The sequence below is a fragment of the Chromatocurvus halotolerans genome (genome assembly GCF_004340525.1).
Taxonomy (GTDB): domain Bacteria; phylum Pseudomonadota; class Gammaproteobacteria; order Pseudomonadales; family Halieaceae; genus Chromatocurvus; species Chromatocurvus halotolerans.
Map to the genome: position 1 here is coordinate 51044 of NZ_SLWX01000004.1, position 19930 is coordinate 70973.

Consider the following 19930-nt stretch of genomic DNA (forward strand, 5'->3'; position numbering starts at 1 on the left):
CCGCTGCCCTACTGCACGACCAGAGACGTGAAGTAAAGATCCTCCACCTCCGCCGGCTCTCCCAGGTTGGTGAGGATTGACTGCAGTTCTGATAACGCAGAGCGACGAAGCTCCTCCTTGCCCTCTGGACTGCCGATGGATGACGGGGTCTGGGCGGAAAACAACAGCAGCAGGTTGTTGCGCAGCAGCGGCCGATGTTTCTGCACAGCCTCGATGACCGCGTCCTCGCGGGCCATGATCTCTACGGTCACCTGCAGAAATCGCGTGCCCTGGCTTGACAGATTAACGATGAAAGGCTCGTCCAGCGAAAAATAGATGGGCGGTTTCTTGGACTTCTGGGGGGCTTCCGGGGCATCGGGATCGCCGGCCTGCTGGGCCGCTATCTGCGGCTGCAGCACGAAATACAGGCCTGCGCCGACGCCGCCGGACATGACAAGGCTCGCCAGCAGACTGACCACAAGCAGCTTGCCCATGCCGGGACCGCTGTTCTTCGAAGCCCCGGAACCGGGTGTCACTGCATCAATTTCGTTGTCAGCCATGGATGTCATTTCCTTGAGGGTATGAAAAAAGAGCCCCTGCAAACGCTAGCCTGCAAGGGGCATGCCAGGAAGTGCCATACGCGAATGTCGCGCAATCCGCGGGTATCGGGCACGCACGTACACTGAACCGCGCGTCAAGCGTCAGCTTTTTGACTTTGTGATGAGAATACGATGCCCGCGGCGACAAGCGCCTGACGCGTCAGGAGGAGTGATGGTAACGGCCGCGGCGTCAGGCGTAAATGTCGAGCAGCCCTGAAGCGGACAGGTCGTGCAGCGGGGAGGCTGCTTCATCCGCTGCGACGGCATCCTCCGCAAACCCGGCCGATGACCCGGCGCGATCGCCGCGACCGGATTCGCCCGAGGCATCGTCGCGACCCGAATGCGACACCGAGGCGTCCGTCAGGGTCATGCCCTGCTCGGCGAGGGCATCGCGAAGACGCGGCAACACCGCTTCAAGGGCCTCCCGGACCTGCGCCTGCTGGGCACCAAGATGCAGCCTGGCCTCGCCAGCCTCGAGATCCAGCCAGATATCCACCCGGCCCAGATGGGCAGGCTCCAGCTGCAGCCGCGCCTGGTGCACACCTTCCCGGCTCATCCAGGCCACCTGCTCCAGCGTCTGGGAGACGGTGGCGCGAAACTCCTGCTGCGGCAGCGGCGCTGGCTGGGGCAGGCGACTTGCCGCGACATCCAGCTGCCGCTCAGGGACGGAGGCCTGCATTCCCCCGGCAAGCGCACTGCCGGCCTGGGCGTCGGTGCCCGCCGGCGGCTGGCCGGCCGTGGCCAGGCTCTGCAAGGCGTCGAGCAGGCCCGGGGGGGCGCCGCCGGCCGCAGACGTCGACACCGGCGCCAGCCCTGCTGTCTCGGAAGCGGCCAGACGGCTGTCGAAACCGGCAATCAGCGTCGGCGACTGTCCCGCCGCCTCATCTGCCAGCTCCTCGGCCATACTGGCAGCCTCGCTCGCCGGCAGCCGTTGCTGCAGCAACCACTGCCGGAGATCGTTGGTCGGGGCGCTGCCCCCCTCTCCCTGCTGCAGTGGGTGAGGCAGGGCGGTGAGGTCGGGGTCCAGACCGGCAAGCAGGGTCAAAATAGCGGCGGACAGGGTTTCCGGTGCGCCTTCCCGGCCCGATGAGGCCGCCGCCTCCGCGGTGGCAAGGTCGACCCCGGGCAGCTCCTCCGCGGTGGCAAGGTCGAACCCGGGCAGCTCCTCCGCCGTGGAGAGGTCGAACCCAGGCAGCCTCTCAGACGGCATCTCGCCAGTACTCATGGCGCTCAACAGCTCACCAAACACCAGCGCCAGGGGCGAGTGCTCCGCACCGGCCCCAGACGGCTCTGCCGGGGCCAGGCGTGCGGGTGCCGGCCCAGCGCCGGGCGAAGAACTTAGCGGCGGTATCACCGTCGGCTACCGAGAAAGCGCTGCAGCGACAGCTCATCCAGCTGCCGCTGCTCCGCCCGGTCCAGCACCCTGCGCTCGACCTCGACCTTGCGCTCTGCGGCCTGCTCAATGGCGCGGACCTGGGTGCGGGCCTGGTACCACACGTCTTTCTGGCGCTCGAAAGCGGCCCGGGCATTTTCCACGTGCCTCTGCTGCTGTTCCAGGGCGCCCTGGAGCTGCGTAAGGAAGGCCCTGTAATTCTGCAGCGTTGCCGCGCTGGTTCCCGCGCGGCGAACCTGATCGAACTCGGCGTGATAGCCATCGAGGTAGCTGCGCAGATCCCGCAGGCGCTCGTCGGCCTGGTCCATGGCGACACGCAGTTCGCCAAGCCTGCGCGAGGCGAGGTCGCGATCCCCGCCGAAATGCTCAGCAACACGTTTCAACCGATCCGAGCGTTTTGTGCTCAACCCTCAACTCCTGTTGTCCGAACCCGACGCGGTCACCCGTCCCGATACCTGCACTGTCAGGCGACTCGGCTGACAGTCTAGCGCATGGCCCTTGCAGTCTAGCGCATGGCTGTGGCGACTTGCACAATGAATCCTCTCTTATGGCCTGGGCTGCAAGTCATGTGCCATTTTCCGCAGCATCGGAGTCGCCGCCAAGCAGCTGCTCCAGGGCCGAGAAGCTGGCGTCGAGATTCACCGGCTCGGTGCTGCCCTGGCGCAGGAATTCGAGCATGGCGGGTCGCATCGCGATGGCTTCGTCGACCCGCGGATCGGCACCCTTGCGATAGGCTCCCACGGCAATCAGATCCTGATTTTGCCGGTAGGCGGCAAAAATCTGCCGGAAGCGCCGCACCTCAAGCTGATGCGCCTCGGACGTGATGTCGGCCATGACCCGGCTGATGGAGGCCTCGACATCGATCGCCGGATACACGCCTTCCTCCGCCAGCGTGCGTGACAGCACGATGTGCCCATCGAGAATGGCCCGCGCGGCGTCGGCGATAGGGTCGTTGGTATCGTCACCCTCGGCAAGCACCGTGTAGAACGCGGTGATGGACCCTGCGCCGGTCTGGCTGGTGCCGGCGCGCTCCACCAGCGCCGGCAGGCTGGCAAACACCGAGGGCGGATAGCCCTTGGTCGCCGGCGGCTCACCCACCGCCAGGGCAATTTCACGCTTGGCCTGGGCGAAGCGCGTCAGGGAGTCCATCAGCAGCAGGACCTTCAGGCCCTGATCGCGGAAATGCTCGGCGATTGCTGTCGCCAGCCAGGCGCCGCGCATGCGCATCAGCGGCGCCTGGTCCGCCGGCGTGGCCACAATCACGGCCCGGCGCAGACCTTCCGGCCCCAGGGTGTTCTCGATGAAATCGCGCACCTCGCGACCGCGCTCGCCGATCAGGGCAACCACCACGACATCCGCAGCGGTGAAGCGCGTCATCATGCCCAGCAGCGTCGACTTGCCGACGCCGGAACCCGCAAACAGGCCCAGACGCTGGCCGCGGCCTACGGTCAACAGGGAATTGATGGTTCGCACCCCGACATCCAGGGGTTCGCGAATGGGGTGGCGGTCCAGCGGGTTGATCAGCGGCCCCATCATGGGCGAGCGGGCGTCCGGCAGCAGCGGGCCCAGCCTGTCCAGCGGATTGCCGGCACCGTCTATCACCCGCCCCAGCAGCCGCTTGCCCACCGGCGCGTCCAGCGCCATCCCCGCAGGCACCACACGGGCCCGTGGCGACAGGCCGCGGATTTCCTCCACCGGCATCAGGAACAGACTGTCATCGGAGAAGCCCACCACCTCAGTTTCCAGACGCGGTCCGCGGTCGGGCAACACCCAGCAGCGCTCCCCCAATGCGGCCTCGACACCCACGGCCTCAAGCGTCAGGCCCACCACCCGACGCAGCCGGCCGGTCGCCCACAGCGTAGCGCCCGGCACCGCCTCTTCCCGGCGCTGCCGCAGCCTGGCGGCCCAGCGGGCGTTGCGCGTCTCGCTCTCGGGAATGTCACTCACAGGAATGTCACTCACTGGGCATCCGGCGGCGGATCCGGCTCCAGGGCATCATCGTCCCGGTCGCCGCCGAGCACCCGGGATGCCACGGCGCGGATGCGCGCCTCCAGCGAGGCATCCACGGTGGTATTGGGGCTGATGACCCGGCAGCCGCCGTGCTCAATCACCGGGTCTTCAACAATTTCCCAGGAAGCGGGACCGCTGGGCTGGGACAGGGCCTCGCGCACCAGCTGGGCATCGTCGGGATTGAGCACTACCCGTATATCGCGGGTGCTCGAGGGAAGCTCGGCCAGGGCCTCGCGCACTGCGGCGATCACGTGCGAGGGATTGACCGCCAGCTCGCGCCGGATAATCTGGCGCGCCACTGCCAGCGCCAGCTGGGTGAGTTCTTCCTCGACCTGATCGTCAATCTCCTGCAGCGGACTGACCATGGCGTCGACAATCTTGCCCAGGCGCGCCGCCTGACGGTCGGTTTCCGCCTTGCCGGCGGCCCGGCCGGCCTCCAGCCCGCGGGCGTAGGATTCATCCCAGGCCTGCTTCTGGATGGCCTCGAGATCGGCGGCGCTCGGTTTTGGCGCGGTGGCAGCAGGTCGTGCGCCACCGACGCGGGCCGCACGGGCGATCGCCACGTCCTCCAGCTGCCAGCGCTCCATGGGCGGCAGCTGTTCGCGAAACAGAATGTCAGACATATTCATCGCCCTTGCCGCCGAGCTCTATCTGGCCCTGATCGGCAAGGTTGCGCACCGCTCCCAGGATCTCCTTCTGCGCGGCCTCCACCTCGGCCAGCCGCACCGGACCCTTGGCTTCCAGGTCCTCGTTGAGCATCTCGGCGGCGCGCCGCGACATGTTCTTCATCAGCTTGTCCTTCACCGTCTGATCGGCCCCTTTCAGCGCGACCACCAGCAGGTCGGTCTGCACCTCGCGCAGAATGGTCTGTATGCCACGGTCGTCGATATCGGCGAGATTCTCGAACACAAACATCTCGTCCTGAATGCGCTGACTCAGGCCCTCATTGGATTTTCTGACGGCGTCCAGAACGCCCTGTTCGGTCAGCCCGTCCACCAGGTTGAGAATCTCGGCCGCCGTGCGCACACCGCCGACGCTGGATGACTTTACGTTTTCGCTGCCGGTCGACTGCCTCTGAATGACATCATCCAGCTCGCTGAGCGCCGACGGCGGGATCCCGTCCAGCGTGGCAATACGCATGACCACGTCGGGCCGGGCGCGTTCCGGGAGCAGGCTGAGAATCTCGGCCGCCTGATCGCTGTCGAGGTACGACAGGACGATGGCGATGATCTGCGGGTGCTCCTGGCGGATCATGTCCGCCACGCTGCGCGCATCCATCCACTTCAGGGACTCCAGCCCCTTGCTGTCGCGACCGAGCAGAATCCGATCGATCATGTTGGATGCCTTGTCGCCCAGGGCTTCCTGCATGACGCGCCGTACGTAGTCATCCGATCCCACGCCGAGCGAGGTCTTCTCCTCTACCGAGGTGATGAAGGCATCCAGCACCTGATTCACCTGGTCCCGGCTGACGCCGCTGAGCGATGCCATGGAGTTGCCGATTTTCTGCACTTCCCGGGCACCCATGTGCTTGAGCACCGTGGACGCCTCCTGCTCACCGAGTGACATCAGCAGAATCGCGGCACGATCGACGCCAGATAGCGGCTCCTGGCCCCCTTTTTTCTCGTCACTCACCTTCGTTCACCCAATCGCGCACCACCTGCGCAACCCGCTTCGGATCCTGATTGACAATCTGCTTCGCATTCGACACCCGCTCCTCGAACTCCTCTGCGGGTCCACGCTTCGGCGCCTCCCGGGTCTCGCGCTCCGCCCGCGCCTCAGCGCTCGCGTCACCCTGTGCGCCAGCACCGGCGGGCAAGCCCTGGGCAAAGGCCGGCGGCAGCATCTGCGCCCGCGGCGGCACCGCGAGCAGCTGACGCAGCGTGGGCCGGATGATCATGAATATCAACAGAATAATCACCACCAGGGCGGCAATCACGCGCAGGGCCCCCAGCAGATCGAAATCGTCGAGGAAGGAGGGCTCGGGCAGCTCCTGCTCGTCGGGATTGTCGCGATACAGGAAGTTCGTCCCGACCACGGTGACGGCGTCGCCGCGCGCTTCCTCGAAGCCGACCGCCTTGCGCACCAGCTCGCTGAAGCGCTCGATTTCCTCTTCCGTGTAGGGCACCGATTCCGGCTCACCCTCGGCATTGGCCACCGTGCGCTGATTCAGCACCACCGCGACATTGAGCCGCCGGATGGCACCCACCGGCGCCTGCACGTAGCGCACTGTGCGGCTGATCTCGTAATTGCGCAGGCTGCGCGTCGCCATGGGTTCCTCGTCGGCAGCGTCGCCGTTCTCCGCACCCGCCACCTCGGGCTCGGCCACCGGTGGCTGGTTGCTCAGCGCGCCGGGAACGCCCCGTCCGCCGCGCATCGCGTCAGCCGGTTCGGCGCTCAGCTGCTCGCTGCGCACCACCGGGCTCTCCGGGTCGTACAGCTCCTGGGTCTCTTCACGCATTTCCGGATTCAGACTGACCGCCACCTGGGCGCGCACATTGTCCATGCCGACGATCGACGCCAGCAGCTCCTCCACGCGCTGCGTGAGGCGGACCTCCATGCGCTCTGCCTGTTCGTCGATGCTTTTCTTGCCATCGGCGTCCTCGGCGTCCGGGTCGGGCGACAGCAGATTGCCGTTCTGGTCTACCACCGTGACCTGGCTGCGCTCCATGTCGGGCACCGACGAGGCAATGAGATTGATGATGCTGCCGACCTGGGCCGGCTCCAGCCGGCGGCCAGGGTAGAGATTGACCAGAACGGAGGCCCCCGCCGGAGCGCGGTCGCGCACGAATACGGTCTGGCGCGGCACGGCCAGGTGCACGCGCGCCGCCGACACCGCACTGATACTGGCGATGGTCCGCTGCAGCTCCACCTCGAGCGCGCGCTGGAAGCGGGCGGTCTCGACGAACTGGCTGTCGGACAGGCCATTACTCTGGTTGAGCATCTCGAAACCGACCCCGGCACTGTTGGGCAGGTCCTGGGAGGCCAGCTGCAGTCGCGCCGAATGCACCTGATCCGAGGGCACCAGCACCGCGCCGCCGCCGGATTCATAGCGATAGGGCACCCCTGCACTCTCGAGCACCTGGACAATCTCGACGGCGTCGCGATCCGCCAGGTTGCTGAACAGCACCTGGTAGCTGTCCTCCCGGGACCAGAGCACCACCCATACCCCCAGCGCCACGGCGGCGGCGAGCCCCACCAGCAGCAGCAGCTGACGCAGCCCGGGCACCTGGTCGACCAGGTTCTCGGCGGATCTTGCGGTTGTCAATTCCTGAGCGGCCACCGGGTCAGTTCCTCACGTCGGCAGTGATCATATCGGCATGTTCTGGATTTCCCGGTAGGCCTCTACCAGGCGATTGCGCACCTGCACCAGGGCCTCGAAGGATACCCGCGCCTTCTGGCCGGCAATCATCACCGTGGCAAGGTCGGCCTCCGGTTCGCCGCGCTCGAACGCCGCGCTCAGCTCGGCCGAGGCCTGCTGATTGGCGTTCACCTGTTCGATGGAGCGGCTCAGCAGACTGGCGAACTCGCCCTGATCCACCGGCTCTGCCTCACTGGCTCCGGATCCGGCCTCGATTTTTATCTGACGCATCTGCGTCAGCACCTGCTGGATGGCAATATCGCTCATGTTCTGACTCCTTCACAGTCATTCTGTCTGCGGTGCGCCGCTGTACTTTGCGTCGCTAAGCCCTGCACCACTGAGCCGTGCGCCACTGAGCCGTGCGCCACTGAGCCGTGCGCCACTGAGCCGTGCGCCACTGAGCCGTGCGCCACGACTCAGCGCCCCGCCGCGGCATAGGCGCCGCTGCCGTCACCGGGAATGGGCACGCCGCTTTTGCGGATGCGCGACAGCTTGTAGCGCAGCGTGCGCGGGCTGATACCCAGGCGCTGGGCGGCGCGCCCGCGGTGCCCGTCCTCTTCACGCAGCACCGCGACAATCTCGTCGCTCTCGCGGTCTTCCAGTGCCGCCTGCAGACTGCCGCCCCGCTCCGGCTCCGGCGCTACACCCGCCCGCGCAACAGGCGCGGGCTGCTCGAAAAACAGGTCTTCGGCCTGCAGGTCTTCCACGTCCGATGACAGCACCAGCGCACGCTGGATCACGTTGTCCAGCTCGCGGACATTGCCGGGCCAGGGGTGCGCGCGCAGGCGACGCAGGGCCGAGGGCGCAAGACCCGGCGGCCGGCCGCGGGCGTGCAGCGACAGCGCGCGCAGGGCCAGCGGCTCGATGTCGCCGGGCCGGTCACGCAGGGGCGGCAGGTGCAGCGGAAACACGTTCAGCCGGTAGTACAGGTCCTCGCGAAAGCGACCTGCGGCCACCTCGGCGGCCAGATCGCGGTTGGTGGTGGCGATCACCCGGACATTCAGGGGAATGACGCGGTTGCTGCCCAGTCGCTCCACCTCGCGCTCCTGCAGCACGCGCAGCAGCTTGGCCTGCAGCCCCAGGTCCATCTCGGTAATTTCGTCCAGCAGCAGCGTACCGCCATCGGCGCTTTCGAACTTGCCCTCCCGGACCTTCGCCGCCCCGGTAAAGGCGCCCTTTTCGTGACCGAACAGCTCTGCCTCCAGCATCTGCTCCGGAATGGCGGCGCAGTTCACTGCCACAAAGGGCGCGCCAGCGCGGTCGGATTCGGTGTGAATAAACCGCGCAAATACCTCCTTGCCGCTGCCGCTGGGGCCGGACAGCAGCACGCTGATATCGACGGCGGCCACCTTGCGCGCCAGGCTGACCAGGGACTGAGTCTGCGGGTCGGCGGCCACCAGCTCGAAGGCGCTATCGGCGGCCTTCTGGAAGCGACGTACCCGCTCCAGCAGCTGGTTCACCTCGACTGGCTTCACCAGATAGTCCATGGCACCCTGGCGGATGGCCTGCACGGCCTGGGGCACGGTGCCGAAGGCCGTCATCAGCATCAAGGGAGTGTCGCGATACTGCTCACGCACCGCGGCCAGCAGTTCCAGGCCGCTCATGGGCTGCATCTGGATGTCGGAGATAATCAGCGCGTAGGACTGCTCGGCAAGCCGCCGCAGCGCCTCGCTGCCATCGCTGGCCGTCACCACCGCGAAACCGCCGAGCGCCAGGGTCTCGAGGAGCGCCTCGCGGAGGTTATCGTCATCCTCCACCAGCAGTATGCGGAAATCGCTCATCGGCTATCTCCGGCGAGGACGAATTGGTGGCCCACGCTAGCCTCGCGGGCATGCAGCGGCAGGCGCAGGACAAAGCGGGCACCGCCACCGCAGCGCTGCTCCAGCCGCAGGCTCCCCTGATGCGCTTCCGCCACCGAGCGAGCCAGCGGCAGGCCAAGCCCCGTGCCACCGCTGCGGACGCTGAAAAACGGCTCGAAAATGCGTTCACTGACCTCGGCATCCACCCCCGGCCCGTTATCCTCGACGACGATCTCGATCGACCCCGCCGCCGATTCCCTCGCCGCAAGCTTCACCACCACCGCCGGGCCACCGACCTGCCAGGCGTTTTCGATCAGGTTGCACAATGCGCCGGTGAGCGCCTGACGATCGCCGCGCAGCACGCCCTCGACATCACTGTCGCGAATATGTAGCTGCCGGCCGTCGCGAACCGCCGCGTCGAGGGTCTGGCAGACGTCATCAAACAGCGCGGACAGAGCGACGTCCCGGGGACGACCCGGCGCGGCGCGGACAAAGCCCAGCATGTCGCGGGTGAGCCGGTCTAGATCCCGCAGGCGCGCCAACAGCCTGGCGCCAAAACCCTGACGCTGGCTGGCATTCAGTTCGCTGTCAGTCAAATGGTTGGCGTAAAGCAGCGCCGTGGCCAGCGGTGTGCGGATCTGGTGGGCCAGGCGCGCTGCCATTTCCCCCATAGTGGCGAGACGGCGGTTCTGTTCCAGTTCGGCCTGCAGGCGCCGTTCTTCCGTGACATCGGTGAGGAGAACAATGGTCTCCTCGCGACCGGGCACATAGCGCTGCGACATGACCAGCTGCCTGCCGGCCGCCGTTTCCAGTTCCCGTCCATCATCCATGAGTCGCAGATGGCCGGATGCCAGCAGCCCGGCCCAGCGCCGGCCCTGCAGGTCCGCGCCGAACCAGTCCCGCGCCACCGCATTGCTGGCGGTCACACAACCCTCACTGGCGTAAACCACCACGCCACCGGGCAGCGAATCCAGCAGTGCCGCCAGCCGGTCCGCCAGGTGCTCTTTCTCTTCGCGCTGCCGTTCCTTCTCGCGCCGCGAGCGAGCAAGCTCTGCCTCCAGCCCGGCAGCGCGCTCCGCCAGACCGATATAAGCCGAGGACAGCTCTTCCGACAGCCGGTTGAAGGCGTTGTAGGGACTTTCTAGCGGGTCGTGATTGCCGTCCATGAGACAGACTTCTCCTGCTGCAGCGACACTGTCCTGCAGGAGAAAGCAATTAACGTACCAGAGTTGGGCCGAATGGCCCGCGGGTCATCCGATGGTGTCGAGATCGATGCCGTATTTCTTGATTTTCTCCACCAGTGTTGTGCGCCGCAGACCCAGCAGTTCCGCGCTGTGGGCCACGATACCGTTGGTTCGCTGCAGCGCCTGCTGCACCAGCGCTATCTCGATGCTGGCCAGATAATCCTTCAGGTTGGCGCCTTCCGCGGGCAGCATGGGGACGCCGGACCCCGCCAGCGTCGCATCATCGCACGGCTCTGGCGCCGGCCCCTGCGCAGACACCAGGTGTGCCGGCGGCTGACCCTGCAGATAGCGCTCGGGGAGGTCCCGAAGCTGCACCTGGTGGCCGGGCTGCATGATGCCCATGCGCTCGACCAGATTCCCCAGCTCGCGCACATTGCCCGGCCAGTCATAGGTCTGCAGGGCCGCCAGCGCCGCGGGGGTGAACTCGGCGGGCTCGGCAAGCTGGGACTGGAAATGGCGGATGAGCTGCGGCACATCCTCCAGTCGCTCACAGAGGGCCGGCATCTGGATAGGGAAAACGTTCAGGCGGTAGAACAGGTCCTCGCGGAACAGACCGTCGCTGATACGGCCTTCAATATCCCGGTGGGTGGCCGCGATAATGCGCACATCGCTGGTGAGCGTCTGGGTGCCGCCGACACGCTCAAAGCTGCGATCCTGCAGCACCCGCAGCAGTTTCACCTGCATGGCCAGGGGCATGTCGCCGATTTCGTCGAGGAACAGCGTGCCACCATCGGCCAGTTCAAAACGGCCGCGGCGGCGGGTGAGTGCGCCGGTAAAGGCGCCCTTTTCGTGGCCGAACAGCTCGCTTTCCAGCAACTCGCCGGGGATGGCACCACAGTTCACCGGCACAAACGGTCTGCCGGCGCGGCGGGACAGGTCGTGGATACCCCGCGCCACCAGCTCCTTGCCGGTGCCGGACTGACCGAGTATCAGCACCGAGGCCGTTTCCGACGTGGCCACCTTCGCCATGAGTGAGCGCACAGCGGCCATGGCAGCGGAGTCGCCGATCAGGCGCGTCGCTGTTGGCGGGGTGCCGGCGTGACTGTAGGTCATGCTGCTAGTGTGAGGAACAGGCTCGCCGGGTGCGCGCATGTTTCACGGTCTCCCTCTGTGTGACGGTGCGTCAGTGCACGTCGCTGTTGTCGTGGTTGTTGTGCGGCTTTTGTGTGGTGACTGTTCTTTGACTGGACTCGACGTTTTCTACGCGTCTGTTCGGTTCGCAACATTACACGCATTTTCCAGCGGTTGCGACGTCGAACACCAATTTTTTGACGGTGGGGGTGTCGAAAAACGGGACCTGGGTCTCAGTCCGGCGGCCCGGCCTGACGCGCCGCGGCAATTCCCCGACGGTGGTGGCGGAAAACGTGACGGGAAAGCGCCTCTTTCTCCGGATCTGACAGAGGGCCTGCCTGAAAGTGCAGCCAGTGGCCTTCATTGTCCCGGGCGTCATCCACCACGCTGCCAGAAAGCTGCAGCGGCGCGGGGATGGCCGGGTGCAGGTGCAGCGAGAGGAGACCTTCGGCACCGGGACTCATACCGGGGAGATCCCCGGCAACCTCGATGAGATCGACCGCGATGCGCACCGCGTGTCGCTGTGGAAAGCTCTCTTCGCGGCGCAGCAGGCGTGCCACCATGTCCATCAGCAGCTGCAGCTTGGCGTCCAGACGCTGCAGCTCCAGCTGCAGCTCGGGCTGCTCTTCGTGCAGCCGCCCCGGCACGTTATCCTCGACGGCGGCAACCGCCTCAAGCACATAAAGGTTGGTGGCAACCCGCTGTTTGTCGTCGGCGTCGGCGGGGTCTCCCGGCGTCCACTCCAGCGGCAGGTAGTCGGTGTAGTTGAGCAAGGCGGCCGCCGTTACCGGCCAGGGTTCTCGGCCACGGCGGCATAGGCGCGGGCGTTGCGCAGGGAGCGGCGGCTGTCGCCCAGCTCCAGCTCCATGCGGCTGCGCAGCTCGGCGAGTGCCTGCATGAGGCTCTGGTCCTCGCGCAGGATATCGCGCATCCATTGCGCGAGGGAGTCTTCGTCAGCCTCGACACCCGGGTCGTCGAACAGGTCCCGTAGTTGCTGGTGGCGCTCGGCGGCGAGTTGGCCTGCGGTCTCGATATCCGCTTCCTCAACATACTGGCGGATACTTCTACCCAAGGCCACCACCTCATCCATGCGGCGGCTGGTGACCGACAGAGTCATGAGATTCCCGATGTCTTGGACGAGCCATTGGCAGCACCCGCATCCCTGCCCTCTGCTGCGGCCAGCTCAGGCCCTATTGAGCGCCAGGCATCGGCCAGACCGTCGAGCAATCCGTGAACCTCTGTCAATATCGCGGGATCGGTGCGCAGATTTGCCTCGGTCAATCGCAGCATCATGTAATCGTAGAGGTCAGCAAGATTCCCCGCCAGAGCGCCATCCCCCGCCGCTGAATCGAGGCTTGACTGCAGAGTATCCAGGATCAGGACGACGCGCCCGATACATTCGCCCTTTTCCGCAACCTCACCACGCCTGACGTGGCCGATTGCTCTCGCCAGCCTTTCCAGAGCGCCATCAAACAGCATGCTGATCAGCTGGTGGGGACTGGCATATTCCGCCGCGAGGGCATCGCTGGCACGGTACGCGTTCACCATTTCATTCATTCGAGGCCATCCTTCTTATGCCGATGTTTTGCGTAGCGGCCGTATCAGAACTTTCTTTAACGACGATTGTTGTTGAAGGTACCCGGCAGATTCGCCAGCTGCTGCTGCAGGAAATCCCCGGTCTGAGACAGACTCGCTACCAGGCCATCCAGCGCGGCGAACTCGGCAACGAACCGCGCCTCGATGCCGGCAATGCGCCGATCCAGCGCCACGCGCTGCTCGCCTATACCATTCAGGCTGTTCTTGAGCCCTTCCTCGCGGCTGGCGATCAGGCTGTCGAAACCGAGCACGCCATCAAGATACCCCCCGAGCGCTGTCGCCACGCCATCGCCACCGGCCAACACGCGCGTCAGCACACCGGGTTCGGCCTCCAGCGCCTGATTGAGGCGGCCCTCGTCGAGCACCAGCTTGCCGGCCTCGTTGGTGGTGATGCCAAGCGCAGGCAAGCTGTTGAAGGCGCTCTGGGCCGAGCGCACCTGGGAGCCCGTAATCTGCTGGATTCGACTATCAATGCCGCGCAAGGTGGCATCCCCGAGGAGCGGGCCAGCCTCCCGGGTTTCGGCATTGTAAGACGCGGCGCGCGACGCGGCTTCATTGAAGGCATTCAGCTTATCGACGAAATCGCGCACCCTGCCCACCGCCGCCGCCCGATTCTCGCTGACTGCCAGCGTTTCCACCGTGCCCGGGTTGGCCTTGTCCAGGTTCAGGGTCAGACCCTCGATGACACCCTCGACGTTATTGCTGGGGCTGGAGAAGGCAAAGGTATCCACCGTCAACGAGGCGTCGCTGGCAGCGCGCAGCTGCGTCAGCGTGGTCAGGGCCGCGAGACCACCATCGCCACCGCTCGCGGCAACGCCAATGGTATTGGCAGCGCCGGTATCCCTGGCTGTCAGCACCAGTCGGCTGCCGGCATCCTCGTTGAGAATGGCCGCGGAGATACCGGTGTTGTCGGGGGCGGCGTTGATGGCGTCGCGTATGCTGGCCAGACTGCCCTCACCTGCATCGACGTTCAGGCTGAAAGCCTTACCGCCGACCGACAGCGTCAGGGTGCCGGTGCCGATCTGCGCATCCGGGTCGGCGAAAGGGTCGCTGGCGACCTTGTTGGCGGTGGCCAAGGAAAGCACTTCGATATCAAAACTGCCCGTGGCCGTACCGGCCGCCGCAGTGCCGCTGAAAACATCCGGATTGCTGGAGGTGACTGTGCGGGCGTTGAGCCCCGATCCGGAGCTCAGTGCCTGGGCAGAATCGCGCAGGGCAGACAGTGCGCCCTTGATAGTTCCCATGGCGGACAGCTGCGACTGGAAGCGCGCCTCGCTGCGCGCCAGCCGCAGCTCCACCGGCTGGCGCTCGGCAGCGACCAGCTGCTTGACGATGTTGTCCAGATCCAGTCCGGAGCCGGCGCCCAGTGATTGTATGCTTGCCATGGTGCCAATACTCCCTGCTTCGACCGCATTCTCACGCGGTCTGTTTTCACGCGGTCTGTTCTGTGGCTACTGCCACTGCGTTTGTGGTACCCGCCTGTGCCACAGCTAGCGAGGTTCTAATGCGAAGTCAACGCCTGTGAACTCCCGGCCAACTTCCGATCAGCTCGCAAGCTTCAGGCCAGCTGCGAAATCAGCGTGGCGGCACCCTCACTCAATCTGTCCGCCAGACCTCGGGCCTCCTCGGGGGGAATCGCACGCAGTATCTCGCCGGTTTCTGACTGGCGCACGTAAATGACCACCGAACCCCCGTCATCGTTGACCTGAAACTCCAGTTCGCGTGCGGTTTCCCGCATGAAGTCATTGAGACGCTGACTCAGCGCTTCCAGAGACTCTTTCGTCTCTGCTGCCGGGCGCGCGGCGTCGCGCAGTGGCTCGACCTCGGAAACGGTCGTGGAGGCTTCTGCCGGTGGAACAGCATTCGTCGTGCTCAACGCATCCTCACCGCGGGCAGATGGTGGCGCGGGTCGGAGACTTGCCTGGTTAGTAGAGATGCCGTTGTCCATCTCCTGCAGTCCTCACTCAAATGACAAACGGAGCCCGACGTAAACGCCGGACTCCGTCTGCCAAAGCCACGATGTCAGCCGCGCTTACTGGAGCAGGGCCAGGACGTTCTGCGGCTGCGCATTTGCCTGCGACAGGGCGGAAATACCAGCCTGCTGCAGAATCTGCGCCTTGGTCAAGGCCGCTGTCTCAGCGGCGAAGTCCGCATCGCGAATCCGCGACCGTGACGCCTCCAGGTTCTCGGTCGTGGTCGCCAGGTTGCCGATCGTGGAGTCGAAGCGGTTCTGGATGGCACCGAAGGTGCTGCGCAATGAGCTGATTGAGGTCAGGGCCGCGTCCACGCGGGAGATCGTGGTTTCCGCGTTGGCCACCGTGGTGACACTGGCCGTGCTCAGGGCTTCAGCACCCAGGGCCAGAGAGCCTGCTGTGAAACCCGCATTGCCGGGAGAATCACCGCCAATCACGATGGCCTCTGAAGCAGTCAGGCGAATTGAACCTATCGCGGTTACTGCGTTGGCTGACCCATCAGCGGCCGTGCTGAAGTCCAACGCACCATTGAATGTGTTATTCGCCGCGGGTGTTGTCGTGAAGCCTTGGTTAGGTGTGCCTCCATTTTCCTTTGTCTGAGAAATCGTTATGTCTCGACCATCGACCGCCTGCAAAGTCATCGTGCTGCCGGAAAACTGTGCTGTGACGCCGGTGGCAGACGCGTTGGCATTGATTGCGGTTGCCACTGCGTTGCCATCCAACGCTTCTGTATTTGTCGTGAAGATGGCCTGGCCATTAATCGAGAGTGAGTATGCTTCTCCAGTACCACCAGACGTGGTAGCGAATTGGGCTTGAACTGTGGTGTCCGCATCAACCGTTAAACCACCAATGCCCGCAGCGGAAATCGCGGCGGCTTTCGCGAACGCACTGGCTTGCCCTTGCCCTGTTGTGGTCGTAGCAAATGTCGATGAGTTGCCCACTTCCACCGCCTGCGAAGAGCCAAGCGCAAGGGTCAGGTCCCCTGCTGTAAGATTGCTAGTTGTGACGCCTCCGCCCTGCTGGCCTACATTTAATGAATCATCAAATGCAGTGTTCTGCACGTAATCCGCCGTCTTACCGATCTGCGTGGTCCGAACGCTGGTAGACAGATTGACCGAGATGGTCTCGCCCACGTTGGCGCCCACCTGGAACTGGGCGTTGCCGAAGGTACCATCCAGAATCTTCTGGCCGTTGAACGACGTCTGGCTCGACACGCGGTCGATCTCAGCGAGGCGCTGCTGCACTTCCTGGTCCAGCGCGGCGCGATCCGAGGAGCTGTTGGTGGCGTTGGCCGACTGCACCGCCAGCTCGCGAATGCGCTGCAGGTTGCTGTTGATGGTGCTCAGCGCGCCTTCACCGGTCTGCGCCAGCGATATGCCGTCGTTGGCGTTGCGCACGGCCTGGTTCAGACCGCGGATCTGGGTCGTGAAGCGCTCGGAAATAGCGAGGCCGGCCGCGTCGTCCCGCGCGCTGTTAATGCGCAGACCGGAAGACAGGCGTTCGATGGATTGCTGCAGGGCTGACTGAGACTGGTTCAGGTTGCGCTGCGCCGTCAATGACTGGATGTTGGTGTTAATGACCTGGGGCATTTTGAATTCCTCCTCGGAACTGCCGCTGCTGTTTTGCACCGACCTGCCTTATGTTCACCTACCGGTCGACTTCGTCCGGACCTGCCTGGGCAGGGTGGTGAGGCAGATCCGTGAATGGCTTCCTCACATCTATTAGCGGAGCGTGGGGGAAAAACTTTAGAACTATTTTCAGGTGGGGTTGCTGCGGCCTGTATAAAGAGGATGCGCCCTGTGGCCCGGGGAAGGACACGGGGCCTGCGGAGTCTACAGGAATCGGAACAGGCTGTTGCCCTGGATGCGGGTGAATGCCTGTTGTGAGGCCTGCAGGGTAAACAGTTCCTGCTGCAGGCGGCTGATCGCTTCCGGGTAGTTCAGGTCGCGCACGTCCGAAACCAGGGTCTCCAGCGAGAAGCGCAGGGATTCCTGGGACTCCTGTACGTTATCCAGAGTGTTAAGACGCGCGCCGACGGAAGCACGCACTTCCAGCAGGCGGGTCTCGTTGCGATCGAGCTGCGCCAGGGCATCATCTATCGCCTGACGCTGACTGGTGCGGGCCACATCGCTGTTCGCGGACTGCTCCAGGGCATCAGCCAGATTGCTGATGGTGGCGAAAGCACTCTCGTAGCGCGCCGGCGTCACGGCAAACTCGTCGCCGGCAGCGGGGGCGCCGGTGATCACCAGCTGCGTGCCGTTGTGGCTGACCACGCCGCCGGGCTGGTAGGCACCAGTATCCACCACCGTATTGGCGGCGTTGCGGATTTCGTAGTTTTCAGGATCAGTGAAGCGGATTGTGAAATTCGTACCGTCGTAGACACCGCTATCACTGCCATCGGCGCGAATCACGCCAGTGCCCGTGTTGCCTGTCACCGACCCTGCGGCCACCACGCCGTCACCGTTGCGGATACGCATGAACAGGTCATCCCCGGTATCGCCCTCGGCCATGGTGGTGCCCGGGCCGATCACCTGCCCGCGGCGGACGCTGTCACCGTCATAGCGAATGCCGCCGACGTCGGGAACGAACGGACGCGTCTGGCTCTGGGCGCCGGCAAAAATGAACTCGCCCTCGCCGCTCTGGCTGTTGCCTATATCGACCAGTTCCTCGGCCCGCTGACGCAGCTCCACGGCGATCAGCCGTCGGCCTTCACTGCCCGTGGTGTCCGAGGCCGCCTGCACGGCCAGTTCGCGCACCCGACGTATCACCGTGCCGGCGGACTCCAGGCTGCCTTCCTCCGTGGACAAGCGCTGACGGGTGCGCCCAATATTGTCGAGAAACGTCGTCTGCTGCGATACCGCCCGATCCAGCTCCTGGATGCGCGCTGCCGCCGCCGGGTCATCGGAGACGCGGTTGACCCGCTGGCCCGTGGCCAGCTGTTCCAGCGTCTTTGCTGAACGCGCCTGCTGCTCGAGCATCCCGTTCAGCCCCTGCTGAAACAACATCTGGGTGGAAATACGCATAATGATCTACCTGAAGGCCGCGAGCAGTGACTGGAAGGTCGAATTGGCGATCTGGATGACCCGCGCATTGGCCTCGTAAGCCTGCTGGAAACGGATCAGATTGGCCGCCTCCTCTTCCAGATTCACGCCGGTGACCGACTGCAGCGCCGCCTCGCTGCTGCGCAGCAATGCCGACTGGGATTCCAGCGCAGTCTGTGCCGCTGCTGTTGCGTTGCCGACACTGGCCAGCAGAACGTCCGCCTGCTGGACCACCGAGCGCTGCTCGTTCTCCAGCACACCGGTGTCGCGCAGCGCTGCAAGCGCCTGGGCATTGCGATTGTCGCCGACGCCCTGGGTGTTTGGCGACACCGTGAATTCATCATCGGCTACGGGGCCGCCAGCGATCTGCAACTGGTAGCCGTTGAGCTCGATATCGTCGCCGGATGTGTAGGCAAACGCCCCCGCGCCGTTGATCTGGAAGGTATTGGAGTCAACGAAGCGGATGGTTACCGGCGTCAGCAGGTCCGGGTCGCTGACGTCGAGTATTTCACCCCCGGAAATGCTGGCATCGCTGACGTTGTTCAGCGATGCCGCTGTGCGAATGGGGAAAGCCGCGGCAATCTCGTCGGTATCGTCCACCAGCCTGGCAAAGCCCGCAGCGGACTGACGCGTGGGCTGGATAGCAAAGCGGTCGCCCGCCGCGGCCGTGCCACCAACCACGATGGACACGCCGTCGGCACGCAGCGGGTCTGCCGCCGTGCCGCTGCCGGACAGGGCCACCGGCTGGCCGCTGCTGGTGTTGACCAGTGAATAGTTGCTGCCATCAAACTGCAACTGGTAGTCGTTGCCGGTGAGCGCCCCCGCGGAGTCGATACTGGCATCCACCGAAGCCGTTCCGCTGTTGCCGTTGGCCGCAAACACGCGGGGGCCACCCACGGCAAAGAAATCGTCGCCGAAGTTGCCCTCGAGATCGAACCCCTGACTGTGCTGGGCATTGAACGACTCGGCCAGCCCCACCGCGGTGCGCCCCAGGTCGTTGCGCGCCGGGTCCAGCACCTCGCGCTGGAAATCCAGCAGGCCACCCAGCGCGCCGCCGCTCAGTTGCCCGGTCACCACCGAGCCGCCCACCGAGACATCGCGCAAGGCCGGCCCAAAAGCGCCCGCACCGCTGGACAGGGTGATGGCGTCGTTGCCCAGAACCAGCGTCTGGCCATTGCCAATGAACACGTTTGCAGTCCCCATTGCTGCGGGCACCACGCTAACTTCGACTTCCGAGGACAGTTGTTGCAACAAACGATCACGCTGATCCAGCAGATCGCTGGAAAAATCGCCATTGGCCGCACCCGGTGCGGAAGCTATTTGATCGTTGGTGTCGGCAATCGCCTGTGCCAGGCTGTTGATAGTGGCCACGGAATTGTCGATGCGGCCGCTAACCTCGGAAGATATCGACACCAGCTGGCCATCGATAGTGCCGATACGGCGCGTCAACGAATCAGCCTCACTGAGCAGTGTCTGACGCACCGGCGTGGAGGCGGGGTCATTGGCCAGCGACTGCAGGGAGTCGAAAAATGATTGCAGGCCCTGTGACAGCCCGCCGCTGCCGCTGCCCAGCAAGTCGCCGACACGGCCGGACAACTCGGAAAAAACTGTCAGGCGCGACTCGCCCGTGGTTCCGGAGCGAACCTCTTCCCCCAGGAAGGCATCGTAGACGCGACGCACATCGTTCACCTGCACCCCGGTACCGAGGAACCCGCCGCCGGTAAACTGGGCGGGCCTCGTGCCAAAATCCACGCGCTGACGGCTATAGCCCTCCGTCGCGGCATTGGCGATATTGTTCGATGTCGTGGCCAGGGCACGCTGCGCTGCCTGCAGGCCTGACAGGGATGTATTCAGGAAATCAACCATG

At 64.9% G+C, this 19930-nt stretch carries 20 protein-coding genes; all 20 read right to left on the reverse strand.

Annotated elements, in window-relative coordinates:
• Positions 1-8: 8 nt before the first annotated feature.
• Complete coding sequence (locus EV688_RS05895; RefSeq protein ID WP_162883779.1) at positions 9-539, reverse strand: flagellar basal body-associated FliL family protein; 531 nt, start codon at positions 537-539, stop codon at positions 9-11.
• Positions 540-768: 229 nt separating this feature from the next.
• Positions 769-1803: a flagellar hook-length control protein FliK gene (locus EV688_RS05900; RefSeq protein ID WP_131917566.1), complete on the reverse strand. Its 1035-nt coding sequence runs from the start codon at positions 1801-1803 to the stop codon at positions 769-771.
• Positions 1804-1928: 125 nt separating this feature from the next.
• Positions 1929-2378: a flagellar export protein FliJ gene (fliJ, locus tag EV688_RS05905; protein WP_117314843.1), complete on the reverse strand. Its 450-nt coding sequence runs from the start codon at positions 2376-2378 to the stop codon at positions 1929-1931.
• 157 nt (positions 2379-2535) lie between these two features.
• A complete protein-coding gene (fliI, locus tag EV688_RS05910; RefSeq protein WP_170144465.1) occupies positions 2536-3867 on the reverse strand; it encodes a flagellar protein export ATPase FliI in 1332 nt (443 codons plus the stop codon).
• A gap of 62 nt (positions 3868-3929) precedes the next feature.
• Positions 3930-4604 (reverse strand): FliH/SctL family protein, encoded by a 675-nt coding sequence (locus EV688_RS05915; protein WP_162883781.1) that lies wholly within the window; start codon positions 4602-4604, stop codon positions 3930-3932.
• Positions 4597-5613 (reverse strand): flagellar motor switch protein FliG, encoded by a 1017-nt coding sequence (fliG, locus tag EV688_RS05920; RefSeq protein ID WP_117314845.1) that lies wholly within the window; start codon positions 5611-5613, stop codon positions 4597-4599. Before fliG ends, EV688_RS05915 begins: the two co-directional genes overlap by 8 nt.
• On the reverse strand, positions 5606-7261 hold the full coding sequence (gene fliF, locus EV688_RS05925) for a flagellar basal-body MS-ring/collar protein FliF (protein WP_117314846.1): 1656 nt from the start codon (positions 7259-7261) through the stop codon (positions 5606-5608). The genes fliG and fliF overlap by 8 nt, the downstream gene beginning before the upstream one ends.
• Before the next feature lie 27 nt (positions 7262-7288).
• A complete protein-coding gene (gene fliE / locus EV688_RS05930; RefSeq protein ID WP_117314847.1) occupies positions 7289-7606 on the reverse strand; it encodes a flagellar hook-basal body complex protein FliE in 318 nt (105 codons plus the stop codon).
• An 18-nt stretch (positions 7607-7624) separates the two neighbouring features.
• Positions 7625-7759 (reverse strand): pentapeptide repeat-containing protein, encoded by a 135-nt coding sequence (locus EV688_RS17865; protein WP_117315230.1) that lies wholly within the window; start codon positions 7757-7759, stop codon positions 7625-7627.
• Positions 7756-9120, reverse strand: a complete 1365-nt coding sequence (locus tag EV688_RS05940; protein WP_117314848.1) for a sigma-54-dependent transcriptional regulator — start codon at positions 9118-9120, stop codon at positions 7756-7758. Before EV688_RS05940 ends, EV688_RS17865 begins: the two co-directional genes overlap by 4 nt.
• Complete coding sequence (locus EV688_RS05945; protein ID WP_117314849.1) at positions 9117-10304, reverse strand: sensor histidine kinase; 1188 nt, start codon at positions 10302-10304, stop codon at positions 9117-9119. The genes EV688_RS05940 and EV688_RS05945 overlap by 4 nt, the downstream gene beginning before the upstream one ends.
• Positions 10305-10388: 84 nt before the next feature.
• The gene (locus tag EV688_RS05950) at positions 10389-11474 is read right to left on the reverse strand and encodes a sigma-54 interaction domain-containing protein (protein WP_117314850.1); all 1086 of its coding nucleotides are present in this window, start codon (positions 11472-11474) and stop codon (positions 10389-10391) included.
• A gap of 212 nt (positions 11475-11686) precedes the next feature.
• Entirely contained in the window at positions 11687-12226 is a 540-nt protein-coding gene (locus tag EV688_RS05955) for a PilZ domain-containing protein (protein ID WP_162883782.1), read from the reverse strand.
• 11 nt (positions 12227-12237) lie between these two features.
• Entirely contained in the window at positions 12238-12570 is a 333-nt protein-coding gene (gene fliT, locus EV688_RS17395; protein WP_162883783.1) for a flagellar protein FliT, read from the reverse strand.
• Positions 12567-13010 (reverse strand): flagellar export chaperone FliS, encoded by a 444-nt coding sequence (gene fliS / locus EV688_RS05960; RefSeq protein WP_205686481.1) that lies wholly within the window; start codon positions 13008-13010, stop codon positions 12567-12569. Before fliS ends, fliT begins: the two co-directional genes overlap by 4 nt.
• Positions 13011-13066: 56 nt before the next feature.
• On the reverse strand, positions 13067-14434 hold the full coding sequence (fliD, locus tag EV688_RS05965) for a flagellar filament capping protein FliD (protein ID WP_117314852.1): 1368 nt from the start codon (positions 14432-14434) through the stop codon (positions 13067-13069).
• A gap of 173 nt (positions 14435-14607) precedes the next feature.
• Positions 14608-14925, reverse strand: a complete 318-nt coding sequence (locus EV688_RS05970) for a flagellar protein FlaG (RefSeq protein WP_162883784.1) — start codon at positions 14923-14925, stop codon at positions 14608-14610.
• Positions 14926-15081: 156 nt separating this feature from the next.
• Complete coding sequence (locus tag EV688_RS05975; protein WP_205686482.1) at positions 15082-16650, reverse strand: flagellin N-terminal helical domain-containing protein; 1569 nt, start codon at positions 16648-16650, stop codon at positions 15082-15084.
• 204 nt (positions 16651-16854) lie between these two features.
• A complete protein-coding gene (gene flgL / locus EV688_RS05980) occupies positions 16855-18045 on the reverse strand; it encodes a flagellar hook-associated protein FlgL (RefSeq protein WP_117314854.1) in 1191 nt (396 codons plus the stop codon).
• Positions 18046-18051: 6 nt separating this feature from the next.
• Positions 18052-19929, reverse strand: coding sequence for a flagellar hook-associated protein FlgK (gene flgK / locus EV688_RS05985; protein ID WP_117314855.1), 1878 nt, complete (start codon positions 19927-19929; stop codon positions 18052-18054).
• Between the last annotated feature and the right edge of the window lies 1 nt (position 19930).